The sequence below is a fragment of the Roseateles violae genome (assembly GCF_030410485.1).
Taxonomy (GTDB): domain Bacteria; phylum Pseudomonadota; class Gammaproteobacteria; order Burkholderiales; family Burkholderiaceae_C; genus Roseateles_D; species Roseateles_D violae.
In genome coordinates this window covers 527,966-548,054 of the sequence record NZ_JAUHHC010000002.1, presented here as the reverse complement: position 1 = coordinate 548,054, position 20,089 = coordinate 527,966, and the positions used below count along the sequence as shown (strand labels likewise).

General features: G+C 70.6%; 21 protein-coding genes and 1 other RNA gene. 8 read left to right on the top strand and 14 right to left on the bottom strand.

Annotation, left to right across the window (positions count from 1 at the left end):
• Positions 1-64: 64 nt before the first annotated feature.
• Positions 65-2,500: a DNA internalization-related competence protein ComEC/Rec2 gene (locus tag QWJ38_RS08035; protein ID WP_290358534.1), complete on the bottom strand. Its 2,436-nt coding sequence runs from the start codon at positions 2,498-2,500 to the stop codon at positions 65-67.
• 77 nt (positions 2,501-2,577) lie between these two features.
• Between QWJ38_RS08035 and QWJ38_RS08030 the strand changes: the two genes are divergently transcribed.
• Positions 2,578-3,048, top strand: a complete 471-nt coding sequence (locus QWJ38_RS08030) for a RidA family protein (RefSeq protein WP_290358533.1) — start codon at positions 2,578-2,580, stop codon at positions 3,046-3,048.
• Positions 3,049-3,055: 7 nt separating this feature from the next.
• A complete protein-coding gene (locus tag QWJ38_RS08025) occupies positions 3,056-3,547 on the top strand; it encodes a disulfide bond formation protein B (protein ID WP_290358532.1) in 492 nt (163 codons plus the stop codon).
• 12 nt (positions 3,548-3,559) lie between these two features.
• On the opposite strand, the gene ggt is transcribed toward QWJ38_RS08025, so the two are convergent.
• From ggt to QWJ38_RS07995, 6 genes are all read right to left on the bottom strand, one after another.
• Positions 3,560-5,386 (bottom strand): gamma-glutamyltransferase, encoded by a 1,827-nt coding sequence (ggt, locus tag QWJ38_RS08020; protein WP_290358531.1) that lies wholly within the window; start codon positions 5,384-5,386, stop codon positions 3,560-3,562.
• Between the two features lie 22 nt (positions 5,387-5,408).
• Complete coding sequence (locus QWJ38_RS08015) at positions 5,409-6,791, bottom strand: DUF1501 domain-containing protein (RefSeq protein ID WP_290358530.1); 1,383 nt, start codon at positions 6,789-6,791, stop codon at positions 5,409-5,411.
• 18 nt (positions 6,792-6,809) lie between these two features.
• Positions 6,810-8,513: a DUF1800 domain-containing protein gene (locus tag QWJ38_RS08010; protein ID WP_290358529.1), complete on the bottom strand. Its 1,704-nt coding sequence runs from the start codon at positions 8,511-8,513 to the stop codon at positions 6,810-6,812.
• 167 nt (positions 8,514-8,680) lie between these two features.
• Positions 8,681-9,319: a CoA transferase subunit B gene (locus QWJ38_RS08005; protein ID WP_290358528.1), complete on the bottom strand. Its 639-nt coding sequence runs from the start codon at positions 9,317-9,319 to the stop codon at positions 8,681-8,683.
• A 2-nt stretch (positions 9,320-9,321) separates the two neighbouring features.
• Positions 9,322-10,029 (bottom strand): CoA transferase subunit A, encoded by a 708-nt coding sequence (locus tag QWJ38_RS08000; RefSeq protein ID WP_290358527.1) that lies wholly within the window; start codon positions 10,027-10,029, stop codon positions 9,322-9,324.
• Positions 10,030-10,116: 87 nt separating this feature from the next.
• Complete coding sequence (locus QWJ38_RS07995) at positions 10,117-10,512, bottom strand: cupin domain-containing protein (protein ID WP_290358526.1); 396 nt, start codon at positions 10,510-10,512, stop codon at positions 10,117-10,119.
• An 87-nt stretch (positions 10,513-10,599) separates the two neighbouring features.
• Here QWJ38_RS07995 and QWJ38_RS07990 point away from each other — a divergent pair, with 87 nt between their 5' ends.
• From QWJ38_RS07990 to QWJ38_RS07980, 3 genes are all read left to right on the top strand, one after another.
• Positions 10,600-11,007, top strand: coding sequence for a PaaI family thioesterase (locus QWJ38_RS07990; RefSeq protein ID WP_290358525.1), 408 nt, complete (start codon positions 10,600-10,602; stop codon positions 11,005-11,007).
• Positions 11,008-11,010: 3 nt separating this feature from the next.
• Positions 11,011-11,556, top strand: coding sequence for a PAS and helix-turn-helix domain-containing protein (locus tag QWJ38_RS07985; protein WP_290358524.1), 546 nt, complete (start codon positions 11,011-11,013; stop codon positions 11,554-11,556).
• Positions 11,557-11,617: 61 nt separating this feature from the next.
• Positions 11,618-12,169, top strand: a complete 552-nt coding sequence (locus QWJ38_RS07980; RefSeq protein ID WP_290358523.1) for a hypothetical protein — start codon at positions 11,618-11,620, stop codon at positions 12,167-12,169.
• Between the two features lie 5 nt (positions 12,170-12,174).
• On the opposite strand, the gene QWJ38_RS07975 is transcribed toward QWJ38_RS07980, so the two are convergent.
• Genes QWJ38_RS07975 through QWJ38_RS07960 form a run of 4 tightly spaced genes read right to left on the bottom strand, consistent with a single transcriptional unit; the run spans position 12,175 to position 16,669 of the window.
• Complete coding sequence (locus QWJ38_RS07975; RefSeq protein WP_290358522.1) at positions 12,175-12,972, bottom strand: gamma-glutamyl-gamma-aminobutyrate hydrolase family protein; 798 nt, start codon at positions 12,970-12,972, stop codon at positions 12,175-12,177.
• 20 nt (positions 12,973-12,992) lie between these two features.
• A complete protein-coding gene (locus QWJ38_RS07970; RefSeq protein WP_290358521.1) occupies positions 12,993-14,117 on the bottom strand; it encodes a YbdK family carboxylate-amine ligase in 1,125 nt (374 codons plus the stop codon).
• Positions 14,117-15,388, bottom strand: a complete 1,272-nt coding sequence (locus tag QWJ38_RS07965) for a cation:proton antiporter (protein WP_290358520.1) — start codon at positions 15,386-15,388, stop codon at positions 14,117-14,119. The genes QWJ38_RS07970 and QWJ38_RS07965 overlap by 1 nt, the downstream gene beginning before the upstream one ends.
• A gap of 15 nt (positions 15,389-15,403) precedes the next feature.
• Positions 15,404-16,669, bottom strand: a complete 1,266-nt coding sequence (locus QWJ38_RS07960; RefSeq protein ID WP_290358519.1) for a PQQ-dependent sugar dehydrogenase — start codon at positions 16,667-16,669, stop codon at positions 15,404-15,406.
• Positions 16,670-16,924: 255 nt separating this feature from the next.
• Here QWJ38_RS07960 and QWJ38_RS07955 point away from each other — a divergent pair, with 255 nt between their 5' ends.
• Complete coding sequence (locus tag QWJ38_RS07955; protein WP_290358518.1) at positions 16,925-17,224, top strand: hypothetical protein; 300 nt, start codon at positions 16,925-16,927, stop codon at positions 17,222-17,224.
• Positions 17,225-17,250: 26 nt separating this feature from the next.
• The gene (locus QWJ38_RS07950; protein WP_290358517.1) at positions 17,251-17,460 is read left to right on the top strand and encodes a hypothetical protein; all 210 of its coding nucleotides are present in this window, start codon (positions 17,251-17,253) and stop codon (positions 17,458-17,460) included.
• Positions 17,461-17,491: 31 nt separating this feature from the next.
• On the opposite strand, the gene QWJ38_RS07945 is transcribed toward QWJ38_RS07950, so the two are convergent.
• The 3 genes from QWJ38_RS07945 to ssrA form a co-directional block, all read right to left on the bottom strand.
• Positions 17,492-17,902 carry a VOC family protein gene (locus tag QWJ38_RS07945; protein WP_290358516.1) on the bottom strand — a complete coding sequence of 137 codons (411 nt, stop codon included), beginning with the start codon at positions 17,900-17,902 and terminating at the stop codon, positions 17,492-17,494.
• A 38-nt stretch (positions 17,903-17,940) separates the two neighbouring features.
• On the bottom strand, positions 17,941-18,402 hold the full coding sequence (locus tag QWJ38_RS07940) for a helix-turn-helix transcriptional regulator (RefSeq protein WP_290358515.1): 462 nt from the start codon (positions 18,400-18,402) through the stop codon (positions 17,941-17,943).
• 100 nt (positions 18,403-18,502) lie between these two features.
• Positions 18,503-18,874: a transfer-messenger RNA gene (gene ssrA, locus QWJ38_RS07935) on the bottom strand.
• A 115-nt stretch (positions 18,875-18,989) separates the two neighbouring features.
• Between ssrA and QWJ38_RS07930 the strand changes: the two genes are divergently transcribed.
• The gene (locus tag QWJ38_RS07930) at positions 18,990-20,081 is read left to right on the top strand and encodes a hypothetical protein (protein ID WP_290358514.1); all 1,092 of its coding nucleotides are present in this window, start codon (positions 18,990-18,992) and stop codon (positions 20,079-20,081) included.
• Positions 20,082-20,089: the final 8 nt, after the last annotated feature.

The following is a 20,089-nucleotide window of genomic DNA, read 5'->3' as shown; positions in this document are numbered from 1 at the left end:
GGCCCGACCGCCCCTCGTCGGGGGGGCTTTTCCGGGGGGGCGGGTGAACCCCAGCGTGCACAGTTCACGGTGCCGCATAGCCGGCCTCGGGCCAGGGTCCGGCCTCGCTCATCGCCGCGTTCGCGCCCCCCGGCCGATGCCAGTAGCGCGCGCCGAGCTGGCGCTGGCATTGCGGCTGGCCCTCGCCGCTCGCCCAGCGCAGCGCGCCGCAATCGGGCGAGGTCAACACCGCGATGCCCTGTGCCTGGTAGCGCGCCAGCACCGGCAGCGCCGGATGACCGAAGCGGTTGCGATAGCCAGCCTGCGCCAGCGCCCAGCGCGGCGCCACCGCCGCCAGCAGCGCCTCGCTGGACGAGGTCTTGCTGCCATGGTGCGGCACCAGCAGCCCATCGCTGCGCAGCGCCCCGGCCTCGGCGGCGCGGCGCAGCAGCGCCTGTTCCTGCGCCGCCTCGATATCGCCGGTCAGCAGCGCGGCATGGCCGGCGGCATCGACGACGCGCAGCACGCAGGACAGCGCATTGCTCTTCGGCCCGGCCGCATAGTCCGCCGCCAGCGGATGCAGCAGTTCGAAGCGCACGCCGTCCCAGTCCCAGCGCTGGCCGGCCTCGCAGCGCCGCGCCGGCGGGCCGCCGGCCAGCAGCGGATGGCCGTCCTCCAGCGAACCGAGCAGGGCCGCCGCCGGCAGGCCGGCCAGCAGCGAGGCGGCGCCGCCGACATGGTCGCTGTCGCGATGGCTCAAGAGCAGCAGATCGAGCCGCGCGACGCCGAGCGCACGCAGCAGCGGCAGCAGCACGCGCTGGCCGGCGTCGATGCCGGGCGCGTACTGCGGGCCGGCGTCGTAGAGCAGCGCGTGCCCGGCCGTGCGCAGCAGCACGGCCGTGCCCTGGCCCACATCGGCGGCCAGCAGCTCGAACTCGCCGACGCGCGGCCGCGGCGGTGCCGGCCACAGCAGGGGCAGCAGCAGCGCGAGACCGCACAGGCGCAGCCGCCAGGGCAGCGGCAGCACCAGCAGCGCCCCGCCGGCCAGCCCGGCCGCCTGCGCCCACAGCGGCGCCACCGGCAGGGTCCAGACCGCCCAGCCGGTGCCGGCCAGCGCGCGCAGATAGGCCATCAGGCCGCGCAGGCACAGCTCGGCCAGGTCCCACAGCAGCGGCATCAGCGCGCCGGCCAGCGCCAGCGGCGTGATGACGAAGCTGACCAGCGGGATCGCCAGCAGATTGGCCAGCAGACCCAGCAGCGAGATCTGCTGGAAGAACAAGAGGCTCAGCGGCGCCAGGCCCAGGGTCGCCACCCATTGGCCGCGCAGGCCCTCGCAAAGCACATCGCGCAGGCTCGAACCCGTGCGCCGGCCGCCGCTGGCCATCAAGAGGCCCACCGCGGCAAAGGACAGCCAGAAACCGGCTTGCGCGATCGCCCAGGGATCGATTGCCGTGACCAGGACGGCGGACAGCAGCAGGCACAGCGGCCAGGGCCAGCGCAGGCCCAGCGAGCGCAGCAGGGCCAGGCTGGCCAACATCCAGACGGTGCGCTGCGCCGGCACGCCCCAGCCGGAAAACAGGGCATAGGCCAGCGCCGCCAGCACGCCGGCCCAGAGCGCGACCCGGGGCGCGGGCAGGACCTGGCACCCGCGCGCGCTGCGCCGCCACAGCCAGCCGACCAGGCCCTGGGCCGCCCAGGCGAACATGGTCACATGCAGGCCGCTGACGCTTAAGAGATGCGCGACGCCCGTGTCGCGGAACAGGGCCCAGTCGGCGCGCGCGATCGCCGCCTGGTCGCCCAGGCTCAGCGCCGCCAGCACGCCGGCGTCGGCCGGCTCGGCAATGCGCCGCTGCAGCGCCTCGCGCAGGCGCTGGCGCGCCGCGTCCAGCGACCACCAGGGCGCGGCCTCCAGCCGACGCATCGCCGGCGGCCGCACCACGCCGGTCGCGCGCAGCTCCTGCTCGAACAGCCACAGCTCGTAGTCGAAGCCATGCGGATTCATCAGGCCATGCGGGCGCTTGAGCCGCGCCAGCCATTGCCAGCGCTCGCCGGCGCCCAGCGCGGGCGCTGCCTCGCCCGGCTGGCCGTAGACCGACAGCAGCAGGCGCGGCGGCAACGCCAGGGCCGGGTCTTGCGGCGAGGGGCCGGCCCGCGCCGACTCCAGCTCGAACTCGAAGCGCCAGCCCGGCGCGCCGGCCTGACCGAGGACCGCCGTCGGCAGCGAGGCGATGCGGCCGCGCAGCAGCAGGTCGCGCCCCTCCCAGGCCTCGGGCAGCGCGCGGGCCAGGCGCTGCTCGGCCCGCCAGGCGCCCTGGGTGAAGGCCAGCAGCGCCGCCGCGATCGACAGCCACAGCAGCGCGCGGCCGCGCCGGGCGAGCAACAGGCAGGCAATGAGGCCCAGCAGCAGCGCGGCGAATTCGCGCCCCTGGGGCAGGCGCGCGCATTGCTGCAGCGCGGCCAGGCCCAGCAGCCAGGCCATGGCCGGCAAGGCCCCGTGCAGCGCCCGCGCAGTGCTGGACAAGCTCCGCCTCCCCGAACGCGCCGGTGTACGATGCGCGCCATCCGATCCTAGCGATTTCAAGCACGAGCCCCTACACCATGAGCAGCAGTCCCGTCTACGAACGTCTGAAGAGCCTGGGCATCGAGTTGCCGCCGCTGGCCGTGCCGGCCGCTGCCTATGTGCCCTTCGTCCGCACAGGCAATCTGATCTTCGTCTCCGGTCATATCGCCAAGAAGGACGGCAAGCCATGGGTCGGCCAGCTGGGCCGCGACACCGACACCGCCACCGGCCGCGCCGCCGCGCGCGCGATCGCGATCGACTTGCTGGGCACCCTGCACGCCGCCACCGGCGACCTCGGCAAGATCACGCGCGTGGTCAAGCTGATGAGCCTGGTCAACAGCACGCCCGACTTCACCGAGCAGCATCTGGTGACCAATGGCGCGTCCGAGCTGTTCGGCGAGGTCTTCGGCGCCGACAAGGGCGCCCATGCGCGCAGCGCCTTCGGCGTCGCGCAGATCCCGCTGGGCGCCTGCGTCGAGATCGAGGCGATCGTCGAAGTGCAGGACTGAGCCCCCGATGTCCATCGCCGCCCCCAAGCTGCCGGCCCGCGTGCTGGCCGGCATCGCCATCGCCTGCCTGGCCGCGGTCGGCTTCGCGCTGGCCGCGCAGCATGGCTTCGGCGTCAAGCCCTGCCCCTGGTGCGTGCTGCAGCGTGGCGTGTTCCTGCTGATTGCCGCCGTGGCCGGCCTCGGCTGGCTGCTGAGCGCGAACAAGCCGGCGCGCGGCATCGCCCTGCTGGGCGTGCTGGCGCTGGCGCTGGCCGGCATCGCCGCGGCGGTGTTCCAGCACCAGGTCGCCGCGCAGATGGAAAGCTGCGTGATGACCTTCGCCGACCGGACCTTGACGGCGCTGAACCTGGAGGAGTTGCTGCCCTCGGTCTTCATGGTGACCGCCTCCTGTGCCGAGGCGGCCGCCTACCGGCTGCTGGGCCTGCCCTACGAGATCTGGAGCGGCCTGCTCTATGGCGCGATCGCGCTGGCCAGCCTCGTCGCGCTGAAGCGCGGCTGAGCGCCGCGCGCCTCAGTCGCCCTTGACGATGCCCTCGCGGCGCGGGTCGGCCGCGCCGAACCAGCCGCCGGGCGTGCGCTGGATGGCGTGCAGGCCGCTGACCAGTTCGTACTCGAGCACCTCATGGCCCAGCGCGCGCAGGCCGGCGATCGTCGCCGGGCCGAAGCCGCCCTGCTCCAGCACCGTCGGGCCATTGAAGCTGCCGAAGTTCGGCAGGTCGACCGCCTGCTGCAGATTCATGCCCCAGGCCAGCGAGCCGATCAGGGTCTTGGCGACGTAATGGATGATGGCCGGCCCGCCCGGCGCGCCGACACTCATCGCCAGACGCCCGTCGCGGCGATCGAAGACCAGGGTCGGGCTCATGCTGGAGCGCGGCCGCTTGCCCGGCTCGACCCGGTTCGCGACCGGTTTGCCATCCGCGCCGCTGGGCGCCAGCGAGAAATCGGTCATCTCGTTGTTCAGCAGAAAACCGCCGGCCAGACCCGTGCCGCCGTCGCTCATGATGCGCGAGCCGAAGCCGGCCTCGATGCTGCTGGTCATCGCCACCGCGCGGCCCTCGGCATCGACGATGCTGATGTGGCTGGTGCCGTACTCCGGCTGCGCGGCCTGCGGCGCATGGCTGATCAGCGCCTTGGCCGGCTGGCCGGCGCTGGCCGCCTTCATGCTCTGCGCGCCGATCAGCGCGGCGCGCTGCTTCAGATAGGCGGCGTCGAGCAGGCTCTTCCAGTCGCCGGCCGGCGCGGCGACGAAGTCCGGGTCGGCCACGTATTGCGCGCGGTCGGCGAAGGCCAGCCGCGAGGCCTCGGTGTACAGATGCAGCCAGGCGATGGACGGCTTGCCCTCGACCAGGGGCGCGGCCGGCGCCTGGCCGCGCGCCTCCAGCGTCTTCAGGATCTGCATCAGGGTCAGCTGGCCCGAGGACGGCGGCGGGAAGCCGCAGACGCGCCAGCGCTCCAGCCAGTCGGCACACAGCGGCTCGCGCCGGCGCGGCCGGTAGGCGGCCAGATCGGCCTCGGTCAGCGGCCCCGGCCGCGCATGGCCGCGCACCCGCCGGGCGATGTCGGCAGCGACCGGGCCGGCATAGAAACCGTCGGCGCCGCGCTCGGCGATCGCACGCAGCACCGCCGCCAGCGCCGGGTTCTTCAGCAGATGGCCGACCGGCCGCGGCCGGCCCTGTTCGTCGTAGTACAGCGGCCCGGCCTGCGGATCGCGCTTCAGCGCCTCCTCGCCCGACAGCAGCTGGTGCAGCCGCGGGCTGATCCTGAAGCCCTGCTCGGCCAGCTCGATCGCCGGCTCGAGCAGCCGCGGCCATGGCAGCTTGCCCTGCTCGCGATGGGCGGCCGCCAGCATCGCGACCAGGCCCGGCGTCGCCACCGAGAGCCCGCCGACGACCGCCTGGCCGACCGTCATCGGCTTGCCATCGGGGCGCAGGAACAGCTGCGGCGTCGCCGCCATCGGCGCCGTCTCGCGCCCGTCCCAGGCCTGCACCGCCTTGCCGTCCCACAGCATCAGAAAGGCGCCGCCCCCCAGGCCGCTGGACTGCGGCTCGACCAGGGCCAGCACCATCTGCACCGCGATCGCGGCATCGAGCGCATTGCCGCCGGCCTTGAGGATGCGGTAGCCGGCCTCGACCGCCAGCGGATTGGCGGCGGCGACGGCGAAGTGCCGGGTGGCCCAGCCGGGCTTGGCCTGCTGGCCGGTCGCGGCCTCGGGCATCGCGATGCCGGCCGCGGCTTCTTGCGCCCGCGCCGGGCCGGCCGCGATCAGCAGCTGGGCAAGCGCGGCGGCAAGAACGGCGGGGCGGACAAGGCGGACGAGGCGGACAGGGGCGGCGGTCATGCGCCGGATGATAAGAGCCCCGTCAGCCGAAGAAGCCCAGGTCGCGCGCCTCGTAATTGCCGATCTGCGGCAGCAGCGCCGGCAGCTCGCTGGCCGCCACGCTCATCCAGCCGGCCAGGGTGGCGGCCAGCTGGTCGACCGAGGTCGTCGGCAAGAGCCGACCCTGGCCCACATCGTCGCTGCCGTTGACGCCGACGGCCGGCGCGCGGCCCCAGAAGCGGCCGCCGGCGATGCCGCCGCCGACAATGAAGTGATGGCTGCCCCAGCCATGGTCGCTGCCGTTGCCATTGCTGCTCAAGGTGCGGCCGAAGTCGGAGGCGGTGAAGGCGCAGACGCGATCGGCCACGCCCAGCTCGACCATCGCCGCCTGGAAGGCCGCCAGCGCCTCGGCCAGCAGGCCCAGCAGCCTCGGATGCTGGGTGGACAGGAAGTCGTGCAGATCGAAGCCGGCCAGCGAGACGAAGAAGACCTGGCGGCTGACGCCCAGACCGGCGCGGCCGCCGATCAGCCGCGCCACCATCTGCAGCTGCGCGGCCAGGCTGTTGCCGGCCGGGAACGGCGTGCGCAGCGCCGGCGCGCCGGCCAGCGCGGCCGCCACCGTCGCCTGGGCCGCCACCGAGCGGGCGGTGACGCGGTTCAGCTCGCGCTCCATCCAATGCTCGCGCTCGGCGGTGATCAGGCCGCGCAGCGCCGTGGAGCAGGCCTGCGAGCCGTACAGAGGCCGCGCCAGCCCATTGATGGCCACCGCGCCGCCGCTGGAGACCTGGTACTGCACCGCCTGCTGGCCGGACATGAAGACCGCATTGCCGGCCACATTGATGCAACCGAAGCTGGCCGAGCCGTTGGCGGCGAGGAACTGGTCGCCGATGCGCCCGCCCCAGCCGGAGGTCGCCCCCTCGGGGCTGCTGGCCTGCCAGACGCTTTGCTGGTCGTTGTGCGAGAACAGCTTGGGCGGCAGCGGCACGCTCTTCGCGCGGAACTGTGCCAGCGTGGTCGGCTGCACCAGGGGACCGACATTCAGCAGCACGCCCAGATCGCCGGCCTCGAACAGCGGCTGCAGGCGCGCCAGCGGCGGCGCCAGCGCCAGCTGGCGGCCGTCGTTCAGCGCGGCATTCAGCGGCTGCAGCTGCTCGCGCGGGATGGCCAGCGAGGAGCGCGCCGCCGCATAGGCGCGGTAGCCGGCCTCGTCATAGGGCACGACGCTGTTGTCGTGGTCGTTGCCGCCGTAGAGGAAGACGCAGACCAGGGCCTTGTAGTCGCCGCCCGCGACGCTGCTCGCGGCGGCCGCCTCGCCGATCGCCGCCAGCTGCAGCGCCCAGGGCGCGGCCGCGCCGGCCAGGCCCAGCGCCGAGGCGCGGCGCAGGAATTCGCGCCTTTGCAGCTGCTTCAGACGGCCGATATGCATCGCCCTGCCCGCCCGGTGCTATTTCTGCACCTGGTAGTCGGGACTGGCCATCACCAGCAGCAGCGTCGCATGGACGCGGCTGGCGCGGCCGGCCTCGGTGTCGGCGCGGATCTGCGCCACGGCGGCGGCGATCGTCGAGCGGGTCGCCGGCTGCAGGTCACCGCCGGCCAGCAGCAGCGCGACGCGCTCGACCAGGGCCGTCGCATCGCCGGCCAGCGCCAGCTCGGCCGTGTAATCGGGCCGCAGCTCGGCGAACTCGCCGGCGATCACCGTCTGCATGAAGTTCAGATAGCCGGCCACCGAGCTTTCGTTGCAGAGCTGGAACTCGGGCGCCGTCACGCGGTGTTCGCCCAGGGTCGAGTTCGGCGGCACATAGCCGGGGCGGAAGAAATTGAAGGCCGAGGGGCTGCGCAGCGGGCTCTGGCCCAGGCGCGTGGCCGGGTTGGAGGTGTCGCCGACGCTCCACAGCCCGCTGGCCGAGCTTACGCCGAAGCTGCGCGCCCATTGGATGAAGCGCAGCATGGGCTCGCGCAGGCGCCCGCTCGAGGGCGAGGCAGCCGGCTGGCGCGCCTCCGCGTCGAGCAGGATCGCGCGGATCACCGCACGCAGATCGCCGCGCCGGCCAGCGCCGTTGTTGTCGAACACCGCCGCCACCCGCTGCACATAGGCGGGGCTCGGTTGCGAGCAGACCAGGCGCTGGATCAGCTGGCGGCCGATGAAGGGGCCGACGTTGGGATGCGCGGCCAACGCGTCCAGCGCCAGCCGCAGCGCGGTCGGACCGTCGGCCGAGGCCGGGATGTCCACGTCCAGCGCCTTCTTGGCGCCGGCCGAGAAGCGCCCGCTCAGATGGACCATGGGCCGGCGCACGGCGGCCGGATCGGTGCCGGCCGTGTCGGCCAGCTCCCAGCCGGTGAACACGCGGGCCAGCTCGCTGATCGTCGCCGGCGTGTAGGTCTCGCGCGGCTTGCCGGCCTCGTCCAGCCGCGGGCTGCCGTCCGGGTTCAGCTCGTACAGGCCGATGGTGAACAGCTGCATCACCTCGCGCGCATAGTTCTCGTCCGGCATGCGGCCGGTCTTGGCGTCCTCCTTCTGGTTGCCGCGCATGCTGAGGAAGACGCCCATCGCGTTAGACAGGGTCACCGCGCCCAGCAGTTCGCGGAAGCTGCCGAAGGCATGCTCGGCCAGCAGATCGACATAGGCGGCGACGGTCAACGAGCTCCAGGCGACGGGCACATTGTCGATCGAGACGACGAAGATTTCCGACAGCGCCAGGGTCACCCGCTGGCGCAGCGCATCGGGCGCGGACAGCCAGGATCGCCACAGGGCGTTGTCGATGCCGGACGTGCTGCCGCGGTACTCGGCCGCACCATAGCCCTTGGAAATCATCCAGTCGTAGTTGGAGATGCCCGGCGCGATGGCGAACTGCTCGTCCAGCCAGGCCGCATAGCCCTTGGCCTTGACCGCCGCGATGCCGGCATCGCTGGCGGCAAAGCCGGCCTGGGTCAGCAGGCGGGCGGCGTCGGCATCGCTGAGGGCGGCGGCCGCCGGCGGCGGTGGCGGCGGTGGCGACGCGGGCGGGGGCGGCACGGCCATCTCGGCGCCGCCGCCGCCGCCACAGCCGCTCAGTGCAGCGGCAAGGCTCGGCGGCAGGATGGCACGGGCGGCACCGTCCGCGGGCAGCGGCGGCGCCGGCGGCGGACGGTCGGTCGTGAACGTGGACATGCGGCTCCGGGATACTGCTGGCGGGCGCAATGGCGGCTTCGGGGCGGCGACAACTGTAGGACAGCGCCGGCGCATTGCAAGCGCTGTTTCACAATCGGCCGCGACCGTCCGGAAAAACAAAAAGGGCCGGCAAGAGCCGACCCTTCGATGCTGCGATGCGGCTCGCCTCAGCGCAGCGGCACGCCGGTCTTGGCCTGCACCTGCTCGCGCGTCACGCCCTCGGCCAGCTCGACGAGCTTCAGCCCTTCGGGGGTCACGTCCATCACCGCCAGGTCGGTGATGATGCGGTTGACGACACCGACGCCGGTCAGCGGCAGCGTGCAGCTGGGCAGGATCTTCAGGTCCTCCGTGCCGTCCTTCTTGCGCGCCACATGCTCCATCAGCACGATCACGCGCTTGACGCCGGCCACCAGGTCCATCGCGCCGCCCATGCCCTTCACCATCTTGCCGGGAATCATCCAGTTGGCCAGGTCGCCCTTCTCGCTGACCTGCATCGCGCCGAGGATGGACAGATTGATCTTGCCGCCGCGGATCATCGCGAAGCTGTCGTGGCTGCCGAAGATCGAGCTGCCGGCAATCGTCGTCACCGTCTGCTTGCCGGCATTGATCAGGTCGGCGTCGACCTCGTCCTCGGTCGGGAAGGGGCCGATGCCCAGCATGCCGTTCTCGCTCTGCAGCCAGACTTCCTTGTCCGCCGGCACGAAGTTGGCAACCAGGGTCGGGATGCCGATGCCGAGGTTGACGTAGAAGCCGTCCTCGAGCTCCTGGGCGGCGCGGGCCGCCATTTGGTCTTGGGTCCACGCCATGATCAGGCCCCCTTCTTTTCGGTGATGGTGCGCTTCTCGATGCGCTTCTCGGGATTCGCGTTGACGACGATGCGGTGCACATAGATGCCCGGCAGATGGATGGCGTCCGGATCGATGTCGCCGGTCTCGACCAGCTGCTCGACCTCGACGATGGTCGTCTTGCCGGCCATCGCGCAGGCCGGATTGAAGTTGCGCGCGGTGCGGCGGAACACCAGATTGCCGCTCTTGTCGGCCTTCCAGGCCTTGACCAGGGCCACCTCGGGATTCAGCGCATGTTCCATCACATAGCTGTGGCCGTCGAACTCGCGGATCTCCTTGCCCTCGGCGACCATGGTGCCGACGCCGGTGCGGGTGAAGAAGGCCGGGATGCCGGCGCCGCCGGCGCGCAGCTTCTCGGCCAGCGTGCCCTGCGGCGTGAATTCCAGCTCCAGCTCGCCTGCCAGGTACTGGCGCTCGAACTCCTTGTTCTCGCCCACGTAGCTGGAGATCATCTTCTTGATCTGCCGCGTCTCCAGCAGCTGGCCGAGGCCGAAGCCGTCGACGCCGGCGTTGTTCGAGATCACCGTCAGGTTCTTGACCCCGGTGTCGCGCAGCGCGGCGATCAGCGCCTCCGGAATGCCGCACAGGCCGAAGCCGCCGACGGCCATCAGCTGGCCGTCCGCGACGACGCCTTGGAGCGCGGCGGCCGCGCTCGGGAATATCTTGTTCATCGACTTGTCTCCGTCTGGAAGCGAACGGCCAAGAGCGTACTACCCGCGACCTACGTAGTCGATTACGTAATATCGCCTAACAGGCTGCTAAGGCCTGTTCACCGGCGGGTTGGGATAGCTGACGATCAGCGCCAGCGGCTCCTCGCCGAGCTGCCTGATGCCGACCACCGCGCCCTTGTACAGATAGGCGGCCATGCCCGGCTTCAGCTGCTGGCTGACGCCATCCGAGCTGACCTCGCCCTCGCCGGCCAGCACGTAGTACACCTCGTCGTGGTCGATCGGGTGCGGGCCGATCGCGGCGCCGCGATGCAGGACGCGCTTGCGGAACTCCAGCGCGCGCGGCGCCGGCGCCGCATCGCTGATCCGGTAGGCGGTGGACATGCCGATCGCGCCATGCGGCGGCGGCTCCTCGCGCTTCACCGCGTCCTCGTGGACGATCACCATCGCCGGCGCTGCCGCCATCAACAACACTCCCCAGATCATTCGCTCCCCTCCCCGCGCCGGCCCCGCCGGAGCGCACCGCCATAATGATCGCCGATCGCATCCACCCAGCGGAGAGAGGGAACCAGCATGAGTCTTGGCGCGGCCGAATTGCAGCAATCGATCCCGAGCATCTTCGCACCCTGGATCGCCGCGATGGAGCTCGAGGTCCTGCGCGTCGCCAAGGGCGAGGTCGAACTGCGCATGCCGGTCAAGCGCGACTACGTCCATGTCGGCGGCGTGATGTGCGGCCAGGCGGCAATGGCCGCGGCCGATACCGCAATGGTGCTGGCGATGATGGCCGAGCTGGGCGAGTTCCGGCCGATGACGACGGTGCAGCTGCAGACCAGCTTTCTGCGCCCGATCTCGGCCGATCACTGCATCGTCACGGCCCGCGTGCTGCGCAGCGGCAAGAGCCTGGCCTTCGGCAGCATCGACATCGCCGGGCCCGACGGCCGGCTGGCCGTGCAGGCGACGACGACTTATGCGCTGCTCTGAGCAATGACCCTGGATCACCGCACGGCTTTCGAGATGGCGCCGGTCGGCCTGGTCATCTCGGCCAAGCGCCTGATCGTCGACTGCAACCGCCAGCTGCTGGCCATGTTCGGCGCCGCGCCCGAGCAGCTGATCGGCCAGAGCTTCGAGGTGATGTACCCGAGCCCGGCCGAGTTCGAACGCACCGGCGCGCGCATCGTCGCCAGCCTCGACGCCCAGGGCTATTACGCCGACGACCGGGTGATGAAACGCCTGGGCTCGGGCGAGCTGTTCTGGTGCCATGTGTCGGGCCGCGCGCTCGACCCGGGCGACCCGCATGCGGAGGGCATCTGGAGCTTCGAGGACCTGTCCTCGCGCCGCCAGATCCGTGCCGAGCTGACCGCGCGCGAGCGCGAGATCGCCGCCCTGCTGATCGAGGGCCTGACCAGCAAGCTGATCGGCCGCCGCCTGGGCATCAGCCCGCGCACGGTCGACGTCTACCGCGCGCGGCTGATGAAGAAGTACGCGGCGGCGACCACGCCGGAGCTGGTGCACAAGCTACTGGTCGCCTGAGCACGCCCGCGCTGCCGCTATATTGGCGTGCCGACACCGCCTTTCACCGAGACCCGCCCCGATGATGAAGCAACGACTCGCGAAGAGGTCCCCGCTCGCCGCCCTGCTCGGCGCCGCGCTGCTGGCGCTGGCGCCGCCGGCCCGGGCCGATTTCGAGCTGACCGACGCAAACGGCCGCCAGATCCTCCTGAAGGACGACGGCACTTGGAGCTATGTCGATGCGAAGGCCGGGGCCGCCAAGCTGAAGGCCGAGCAGCGTGCCGAGCTGGTGCTGCAGCGCCGCGTCGAGGCCCCCGGCGGCTGCCGCTTCGAGCTCAATTTGGCCAACAAGCTGCCCTACGAGATCACCAGCCTGGTGCCGGACTTCTCGGTCTACCGCGGCGAGCTCGTCTATTCGACCCAGCTGCTGGGCTTCGGCCCGCTGAAGCCGGGCGACCGGCAGAGCCGCTCGCTGCAGTTCGAGGGCATTGCCTGCGGCGAGATCAGCCGGCTGCAGGTGCTGGGCGCCGACCGCTGCGAGATGGGCGAGCTGAACAAGTTCTCCGACGTCAAGGGCCGCTGCCTGGGCCTGATCCGCGTGCAGCCCAGCGACGAGCTGAAGTTCAATAAATAGGCCGTTCAGCCGCCGTCCCGGGCCAGCCGCGCCCAGTGCAGAAAGCCGTCCATCAGCGGCTCGCCGCTGAGCAGCTGCGGATTGATCGCATGGAACTCCGGGTGCCATTGCACGCCGGCGACGAAGCCGGAGCCGCGCGCGCGGATCGCCTCGACCAGGCCGTCCTCGCTGGAGCGCGCCTCGACCTGTAGATCGCCGCCGAGCCGGTCCACCGCCTGGTGGTGGATGCTGGTCACCAGGCCACCGTCCAGGCCCTCGTAGAGCCGTCCCAGGCGCGAGCCGGGCTCGAAGACGACGCGATGGTGGTGCTGGTCGTAGAGCTCGGCGTCCACATGGTTGTGCGCATCCAGCCGCTGCGTCGCGATGTCCTGGTAGAGGCTGCCGCCATAGGCGACGTTGATCAGCTGGCAGCCGCGGCAGATGCCCAGGACCGGCTTGCCCTGGGCCAGAAAGCCCTCCAGCAGCTCCATCTCGTAATGGTCGCGCTTGATGTCGCCGCCCCATTCGGGGCGCAGCGGCTGCTGGCCGTAGCTGGTCGGGCTGACGTCGGCGCCGCCCTGCATGACCAGGCCGTCCAGCGCGTCGACGTAATGCCGCACCGAGACGCGCCGGCGCTCGACCTCGGCGTCGAAGCCCAGGGTCGGCAGCATCAGCACCATCGCGCCGTGGCCCATGATCCAGTGCGCGATCGCCTGCTCCAGGTACTGCAGCGTCTTGTTGCGAAAGCCCAGTTCCGCCGGCGGATCGTGCATCAGCCGGGCCGACAGGCCGATCTTCAGCGGCGCGACGACGCTTTCGCTCATGGCCCTCCACGCTTGATCGTTCAGATGGGTCGGCCGGCCCAGCGCAGGCATTGCTGGCGCACGACCTCGGGCAGCAGATTCTCGCGCGCTTGCACCTCGCGCAGCCAGCTCGCGTCATTGCCGCTGCCGGCCAGCTCGGCGCGGATGAAGCGCAGCGCCTCCTCGGCACCCAGCTCCATCGCGTGGATCTCCAGCGTCTGCAGGCTGGCCTCGATATCGTCGCGCAGGCGCCGGTGCTCACCGGTCGAGGGGTCGACGAAGTTGCCGTCCAGGCCGAAGCGACAGGCCTGGAAGCGGTTGAAGGTATAGGGCAGGTAATCGTCCTCGGCCGGCTCGAAGGGCCGCTCGATGCGCAGCCAGCGCGCCAGGCACTGGATATAGCCGGCCAGCGCGGCGGCCTTCTCTATCGTCAGCGGCGTGTCCAGCACCCGCACCTCGATCGTGCCGTACTCGGGCTTGGGCCGGATGTCCCAGTAGAAGTCCTTCATGCTCTTGACGACGCCGGTGCGCGCCATCTTGTCGAAATAGACGCCGAAATCGTCCCAGCGCGTGACGAAGGGCGCGCGGCCCGACAGCGGGAAGGCAAACACCGAATTCAGCCGCGCCGAATGGAAGCTGGTGTCGGTGCCCTGCACGAAGGGCGAAGAGGCCGACAGCGCGATCAGATGCGGGATGAAGCGCGACAGCCCGTGCAGCAGCACCAGCGCCTGGTCCGGCCCCGGGCAGCCGATGTGCACATGCTGGCCGAAGATGGTGAACTGCTTGGACAGATAGCCGTACAGCGCCGACACCTCCAGAAAGCGCGGCCGGTCGAAGATGCGGCGCTGGCTCCAGTCCTGGAAGGGATGGGTGCCGCCGCCGCACAGGCCGATATTGAGCTGGTCCGCGCAGCCAACCAGCGCGTCGCGCGTCTCGCGCAGCTGCGCCAGCACCTCGGCGTGGCTGCTGCAGACGCCGGTGCAGATCTCGATCATCGCCTCGGTGATCTCGGGCGTCACCTTGCCCGGCAGCTTGTGGCGCTCGAGCAGGCGCAGCAGGTCCTTGGACGATTCGCTGAGGTCGTAGTCGTGGTGGTTGACGATCTGCAGTTCGAGCTCGACGCCCAGGCTCAGCGAACGCGAATCGGCGAAGGCTTCCAGGCTCATCAGACGGACTCCCCGCCGACCGCCTCGGGGCCGGATCTTGCCTCGCGCCGACCCGCCGCCGGCGCCGGATGGTATTCACGCGCCAGCCGCAGCCCGCCCTGCACCAGCACCGGCCCGAGCAGGGCCATCAGCGCATTGGCCGCCAGCGTCGGCGCGACCAGTTCGGCGGCGATGGCCGGGTGCGAGAGCTGCAGATCGGCCAGCAGCACCAGCGAGGTCACCGAGATCGGCGTCAGGCCCATCGCGAGAGCAAAGCTCTGGCGCTGCGCGATGCCGCTGAAATGCGCGGTCGCGGCCAGCACCAGCACCTTGGTCAGCGCGCGCACGATCAGCACCAGCGCCGCCACCGCGAAGCCAGCCACCAGGCTGGCCGGCGACCAGGCCGCGCCCATGATGACGAACAGCATCAGCACCAGCACGCCGCCGGCGGTGCCGAAATGGCGCGGCCAGATGCAGGGCCGCTCGCTGGCGTTGCGCAGCATCACGCCGGCCAGCAGCGGCACCAGCAGGGTCGACAGCGCCAGCAGGCGCGCGGCCGTCAGGGCCAGCAGCAGCAGACCCAGCAGCAGCAGCACCGAGTTCTCGTCGCGCAGATCGAAGCGGCGCACCACCCAGCCGACGGCCGTCGCCAGCAGCGCCGCGACCAGCACCGAGCCGCCGAAGGTGTAGACCGGCTGCAGCAGGCCCTGGATCCAGTCGCCGCTCCGGTCCAGGTGCAGCCAGCCGATCACCAGCTTGACCAGCAGCACCGCGTACAGTGTGTTGAGCGCGCCCAGCACGATCATGCGTTCGCTGACCTGGCCGGCCGAACGCAGCTCGGTCACGACGCGGCCGATCACCGCCGCCGCGCTGACGCCCAGCAGGGCCGCGCCGGCCAGCGCCAGCGGCGGCGCGAGCTCGAACCAGCGCAGCACCGCGAAGATCGCCCAGAAGCTCAGCAGCGACTCCAGCACGCTGGTCACCAGCAGCGCCGGATTGACGCGCAGCCAGCGCAGCGAGACGCGGCTGCCGAGTTCGAACAGCAGCAGCGCCAGCGCCAGGTCGACGATCAGGCGGTCGGTGCCGAGCAGGCGGCCGTCGCCCAGGCCGCGGCCGAGGGCGGCGACGATCATGCCGGCGGCGCTGTAGCCGACGATGCGCGGCAGGCCCAGCCGGCCCGACACCGCACCGCCCAGCAGCGCGCCGCCGAGCAGGGTCAGCGCGAACCAGAACAGCAGATCGGGCTGCGGGGGCCAGCGATCGAAATGGAAGAAAGCGGCAAGCTGACCCATCGAAACCCGCCGGGCTCAGCGCAGCGCGCGCGAAGGTCGGCGCAGCCACAGGCCGATGCCGGCCAGGCCCGCCAGCATCATCAGCAGCGCCTGCGGCTCCGGCACCAGGCGCACGACGACGCCGTTGATGCCGACCGCATAGAGCCGGCCCTGACCGTCCTCGCCAAAGGCATCGAGCCCGGACAGGCCGGTGCCACCGATGAAGGCGGCCGTGTCCTCGCGGAAGTCACCGGGGCTGCCACCGGCGCCGGGCAGGAAGGAGAAGACGCGGTTGCTGATGAAGTCGCCGAAGAAATAACGCCCGTCGGCACCGGCCAGGCTGGGCCCGCGGTAGACATGGCCGCCGATGACGGTGTCGCCGAGGCCGCCCTGGTCCTGGTGCGCGTAGTCGAACACCGGCTCGGTCGCGCCCGGCGCCGCGCCGCCGACGCCAGGGGTGGCGATCGTGCCCTCGCGCAGGCGCCAGCCGTAGTTGAAGCCGCCGCCGCTGCCGGCTGCTTCAAAGTCGATCTCCTCGCGCGCGCCCTGGCCCACGTCGCCGATCCACAGATTGCCGTTGGCGCGGTCGAAGCTGGCGCGATAGGGGTTGCGCAGGCCCAGATCCCAGATCTCGCCGCGCACGCCGACGCTGCCGACGAAAGGATTGCCGGGGGGCACCGTGTAGCCGGGGCCGCTGCCGCTGACGTCCAGGCGCAGCACCTTGCCCAGCAGGCTTTGCGGGTTCTGCGCATTGTTGTCGGGGTCGTTGTTGCCGCCGCCGTCGCCGGTGGCGATGTACAGATTCTGCGTATCGCCGGGGCGGAAGCTCAGCCAGCCGGCCTTGTGGTTGCTGCGCCCGGCCGGCTGCGCGATCGTGATGATGTTCTGCGCCGAGCCCGGGTCGGCGATATTGGCGCCCGGGCTGGCGACCTGGTAGCGCTCGATGACGGTGTTCAGCGTGGTCTTGTCGATGTAGTTGACGTAGAAGCGGCCGTTCGTCGCATAGCCGGGGTCGAAGGCCAGGCCCAGCAGGCCGCGCTCGCCGACGGTATCGACCTTGGTCGACAGGTCCAGGAAGGGCGTCGCCTGCAGGCCGCCGCCATCGAACAGGCGGATCAGGCCCCCTTTCTCGACGATGAAGAGCCGGCTGTCGCCGACCGGCGCGGTCAGTTGCAGGGGCTGGCTGAGCCCGCTGGCAACGACGACCTGGCCGCCCAGCGCCTGGGCGGCACCGACCGCCAGTGCCAGCAGCATGGTGGCGGCGATGGCAAGCCGCGGCACCCGCCTGTTCTTCTTGGCCATGACACAACTCCTTCAATCAGGGCTAGGGGACCGCAGGCCGGGCAAAAGGCGCGCCGGCGACTCGCCGTCCGCGCCGCCCAGATTAGCTTCCGGATCCGGATGCCGGGCAAGCGAAAGGCGCGAGCGCTTGTAGGAATCGACCGACAGCCGGTGCAACGATTGCTTACGAGTTCGCCGCCCTGCCCCGGGCTTCCGCCGTTTTTTTATCGCTAAGCTCGCCGCCTGATCGATCCGCGACCGACCGGTGAGCCCCCAATGATGGACAGCAAGGACTACCTCGAACTGCTCTTCGCCGAGCGCGTGCTGGCAATGGCGACGAAGTTGCGCAGCGCCGCGGCGCCGGAAGCGCCCGCCGAGCGCAGCGAGTGGCGCAAGCAGCACCCGGTGAGCGAATTCGTGCCGGTCGCGCTGGCGCGCGTGCGCGAGGTCGCCGAGATCATCCGCATCGAATCGCTGCCACCGCGGCTGACCGAGGCGCTGCACGAATCGATCGACCTGCCGGCTCGGCCGGCCAAGCCGGCCCCCACGGCGCCGGCGCGCCGCCGCGCGGCCTGAATTCCCGGTCTGCCGAGTTGCCGGCCTTGACGATGGCGGCGGTCGCCACCGACAGCCGCGCCGAGCCGCGCATCCGCCATGTCCACGAAAAGCGCATCGGCGTGCACGGCAGCCCGGGTCGCCGCCTTGTCGGCCTGCTGCGCGAGCACTGGCGGTTCTTGCTCGGCGCGCTGCTGCTACTGCCGCTGGCCTATTGGTGGAAGCGCCGCGGCAAGCTGCCCACCGACCAAGCCTAGCGCCATAGCGGTCGAGCGCTCGTCGGCCCGCTCAGCGCAGTTGCTGGATGCGGACCATATTGCCGGCCGGATCGCGCACGCCGCAGTCGCGCACGCCATAGGGCTGCTCGGTCGGCTCCTGGACGATCTCGGCATCGGCCGCCTGCAGCCGGGCGAACAGTCCGTCCAGATCGCGGGTGGCGAACAGCACCATCGCAAACGTGCCCTTGGCCATCATCTCGGCGATCGTGCGGCGCTCGTCCTCGGTGAGCCCGGGCGTCGCGGCCGGTGGATAGAGCACGATGGAGGTGCCGGGCTGACCCGTCGGGCCGACGGTGATCCAGCGCATACCGTTGTAGCCGACGTCGTTGCGGACCTCGAAGCCGAGCAGGTCGCGGTAGAAGGCCAGGGCCGCCTCCGGGTCGTTCTGCGGCAGAAAGCTGGAATGAATGCTGATGTCCATGTCGATGGGCTCGCAAAGAGCGTGTTGATGAGTGGACTTCAGTCTAGGTCGGACAGCGTCGCCGGCGCTTCTCGATTCCTGATCGGTCGCGTCACCTGCTTGGCCAGGCAGGCCGGCATGCCGGCCACCTGCGTCTGCGCCGCCTCGCGCCGATAGACGCTGGGCGGCACGCCGACCAGTTCGGCGAAGCGGGTGCTGAAGGTGCCCAGGGAGGAGCAGCCAACCGCGAAACAGACCTCGGTGACGCTCAGATCGCCGCGGCGCAGCAGCGCCATCGCGCGCTCGATGCGCCGCGTCATCAGATAGGCATAAGGCGACTCGCCATAGGCCAGCCGGAACTGCCGGCTCAGATGCCCGGCCGACATGTGCACGCCGCGCGCCAGCGCTTCGACGTCCAGCGGTTGCTCGTACTCCCGATCGATGCGGTCCCGCACCCGCCGCAGCCGCGCCAGGTCGCGCAGCTGCACGGCGCTCGAGGACGAAGAACGATCGACCGACATGGGCGCGATGGTAAGTCGAGAAGAAAGAAAAAGGCCCGGACCATTGCGGGTCCGGGCCTTGGTACTTGCTTGATCGCCTGGCGGCGATCTCCGGCTGTTGTGGTGGAGCCGGGGGGAATTGAACCCCCGTCCGCAAGCCATCACCGGGCAGTTCTACATGCTTAGCCGTCTGATTTGGATCTCGCGTTCAGCTCGTGCAGCGGCACACTAGCTTTCCCGCCAGTCACTTGATCTCGTCCCAAAACGAGTGACCCGCTTTGAGACCAGCCGATGTGAATGACTTCTCAGCTGTCCACCTTGCGGTTTAAGCCCGGCCCATCGGCCTGCCGTTGAGAAGCTCATCTGCAATTAAGCAGCGAGTGCGAACGTAGAGTCGTTTGCAGTTACTTTGTTTCCAGTGGTTTTACGAGCGGACTGGTGCTCGGCATGCCCTACTCCGGATCCGCACCCACGTCGAAACCAGGTCGGCCCCAGAGCCTTGCATTTTAGGGCAGTTGGCGATGCTTCAAGACCGACCCTACAAAGAAAGCGCGGCCGACGTGCCATCCATGCGATGCTGTGCGCCTGGCATCCGGTCGGGGGATGGAGTGGCGCTGCACAAGAACAGGCTCGGTTTCGGACGCGGCAGCGTGGCGCTGCTCTTGCTGGGCGTCCTGCTCGGCGGCTGCGCTGCCGTCGGCCCTACGACGATTGCCCGCGACCGGGTCGACTATCTGCAATCGATCTCCGAATCGTGGAAGCGCCAGGTGCTCTTGAACCTGGTGAAGCTGCGCTACTCGGAGGCACCGGTGTTTCTCGACGTCGCCAGCATCATCAGCTCCTACGAGCTCTACGGCGAGATGTCGGCCCAGGCCCAGGCGGCGCCGCAGAACCGGGCCGGCGACAGCTTCCTAGGCATCGGTGCCGGCGGCCGCTTCACCGACCGGCCGACGATCACCTATTCGCCGCTGCAGGGCGACAAGTTCGCGCGCAGCCTGATGACGCCGCTGCCGGTCTCCGGCATCCTGCTGCTGATCCAGGGCGGCTACCCGGTCGACGTGGTGCTGCAGGTCAGCGTCAACACGATCAACGGCCTGCCGAACGCCACCGGCGGCTTGTTCGAGCGCGCCGGCGCGCCGCAGTTCTTCGAGCTGAGCCGGCTGCTGCGCGAGGCGCAGCGCGATGGCGATCTGGGCTTCGAGACGCGGGCGCTGGCCGGGCGGCAGAACCTGACGATGTCCTTCCGCGCGCCCGATGCCGTCAGCCGCAAGCGCATCGAGCGCATCGCCACGCTGCTGGGTAGCCGCCCCGACGCGCGCGAATTCAGCGTCAGCTACGGCTCCTTCCCCGAAAGCGACCGCGACATCGCGCTGCAGACCCGCTCGATGCTGCAGATGCTCAGCAATCTGGCAGCCACCGTCGAGGTGCCGGCACAGGACGTCGCCGAGGGCCGCGCCTATGCGATCCACCGCGAGGGCGATAGGGGCAGCGAGGCGCCGCGCCGGCTGACGGTGCGCAACGGACCGGAGGCGCCGGCCGACGCCTATGTCGCCGTGCGTTATCGCGATCGCTACTTCTGGATCGACGACCGCGACAGCGGCTCGAAGGCCATGCTGTCCTTCGTGATGCTGATGTTCTCGCTGACCGAGAGCGGCGCCAGTGCGCCGGCCGCGCCGCTGATCACCGTGCCCACGCGCTGAATCGCCCG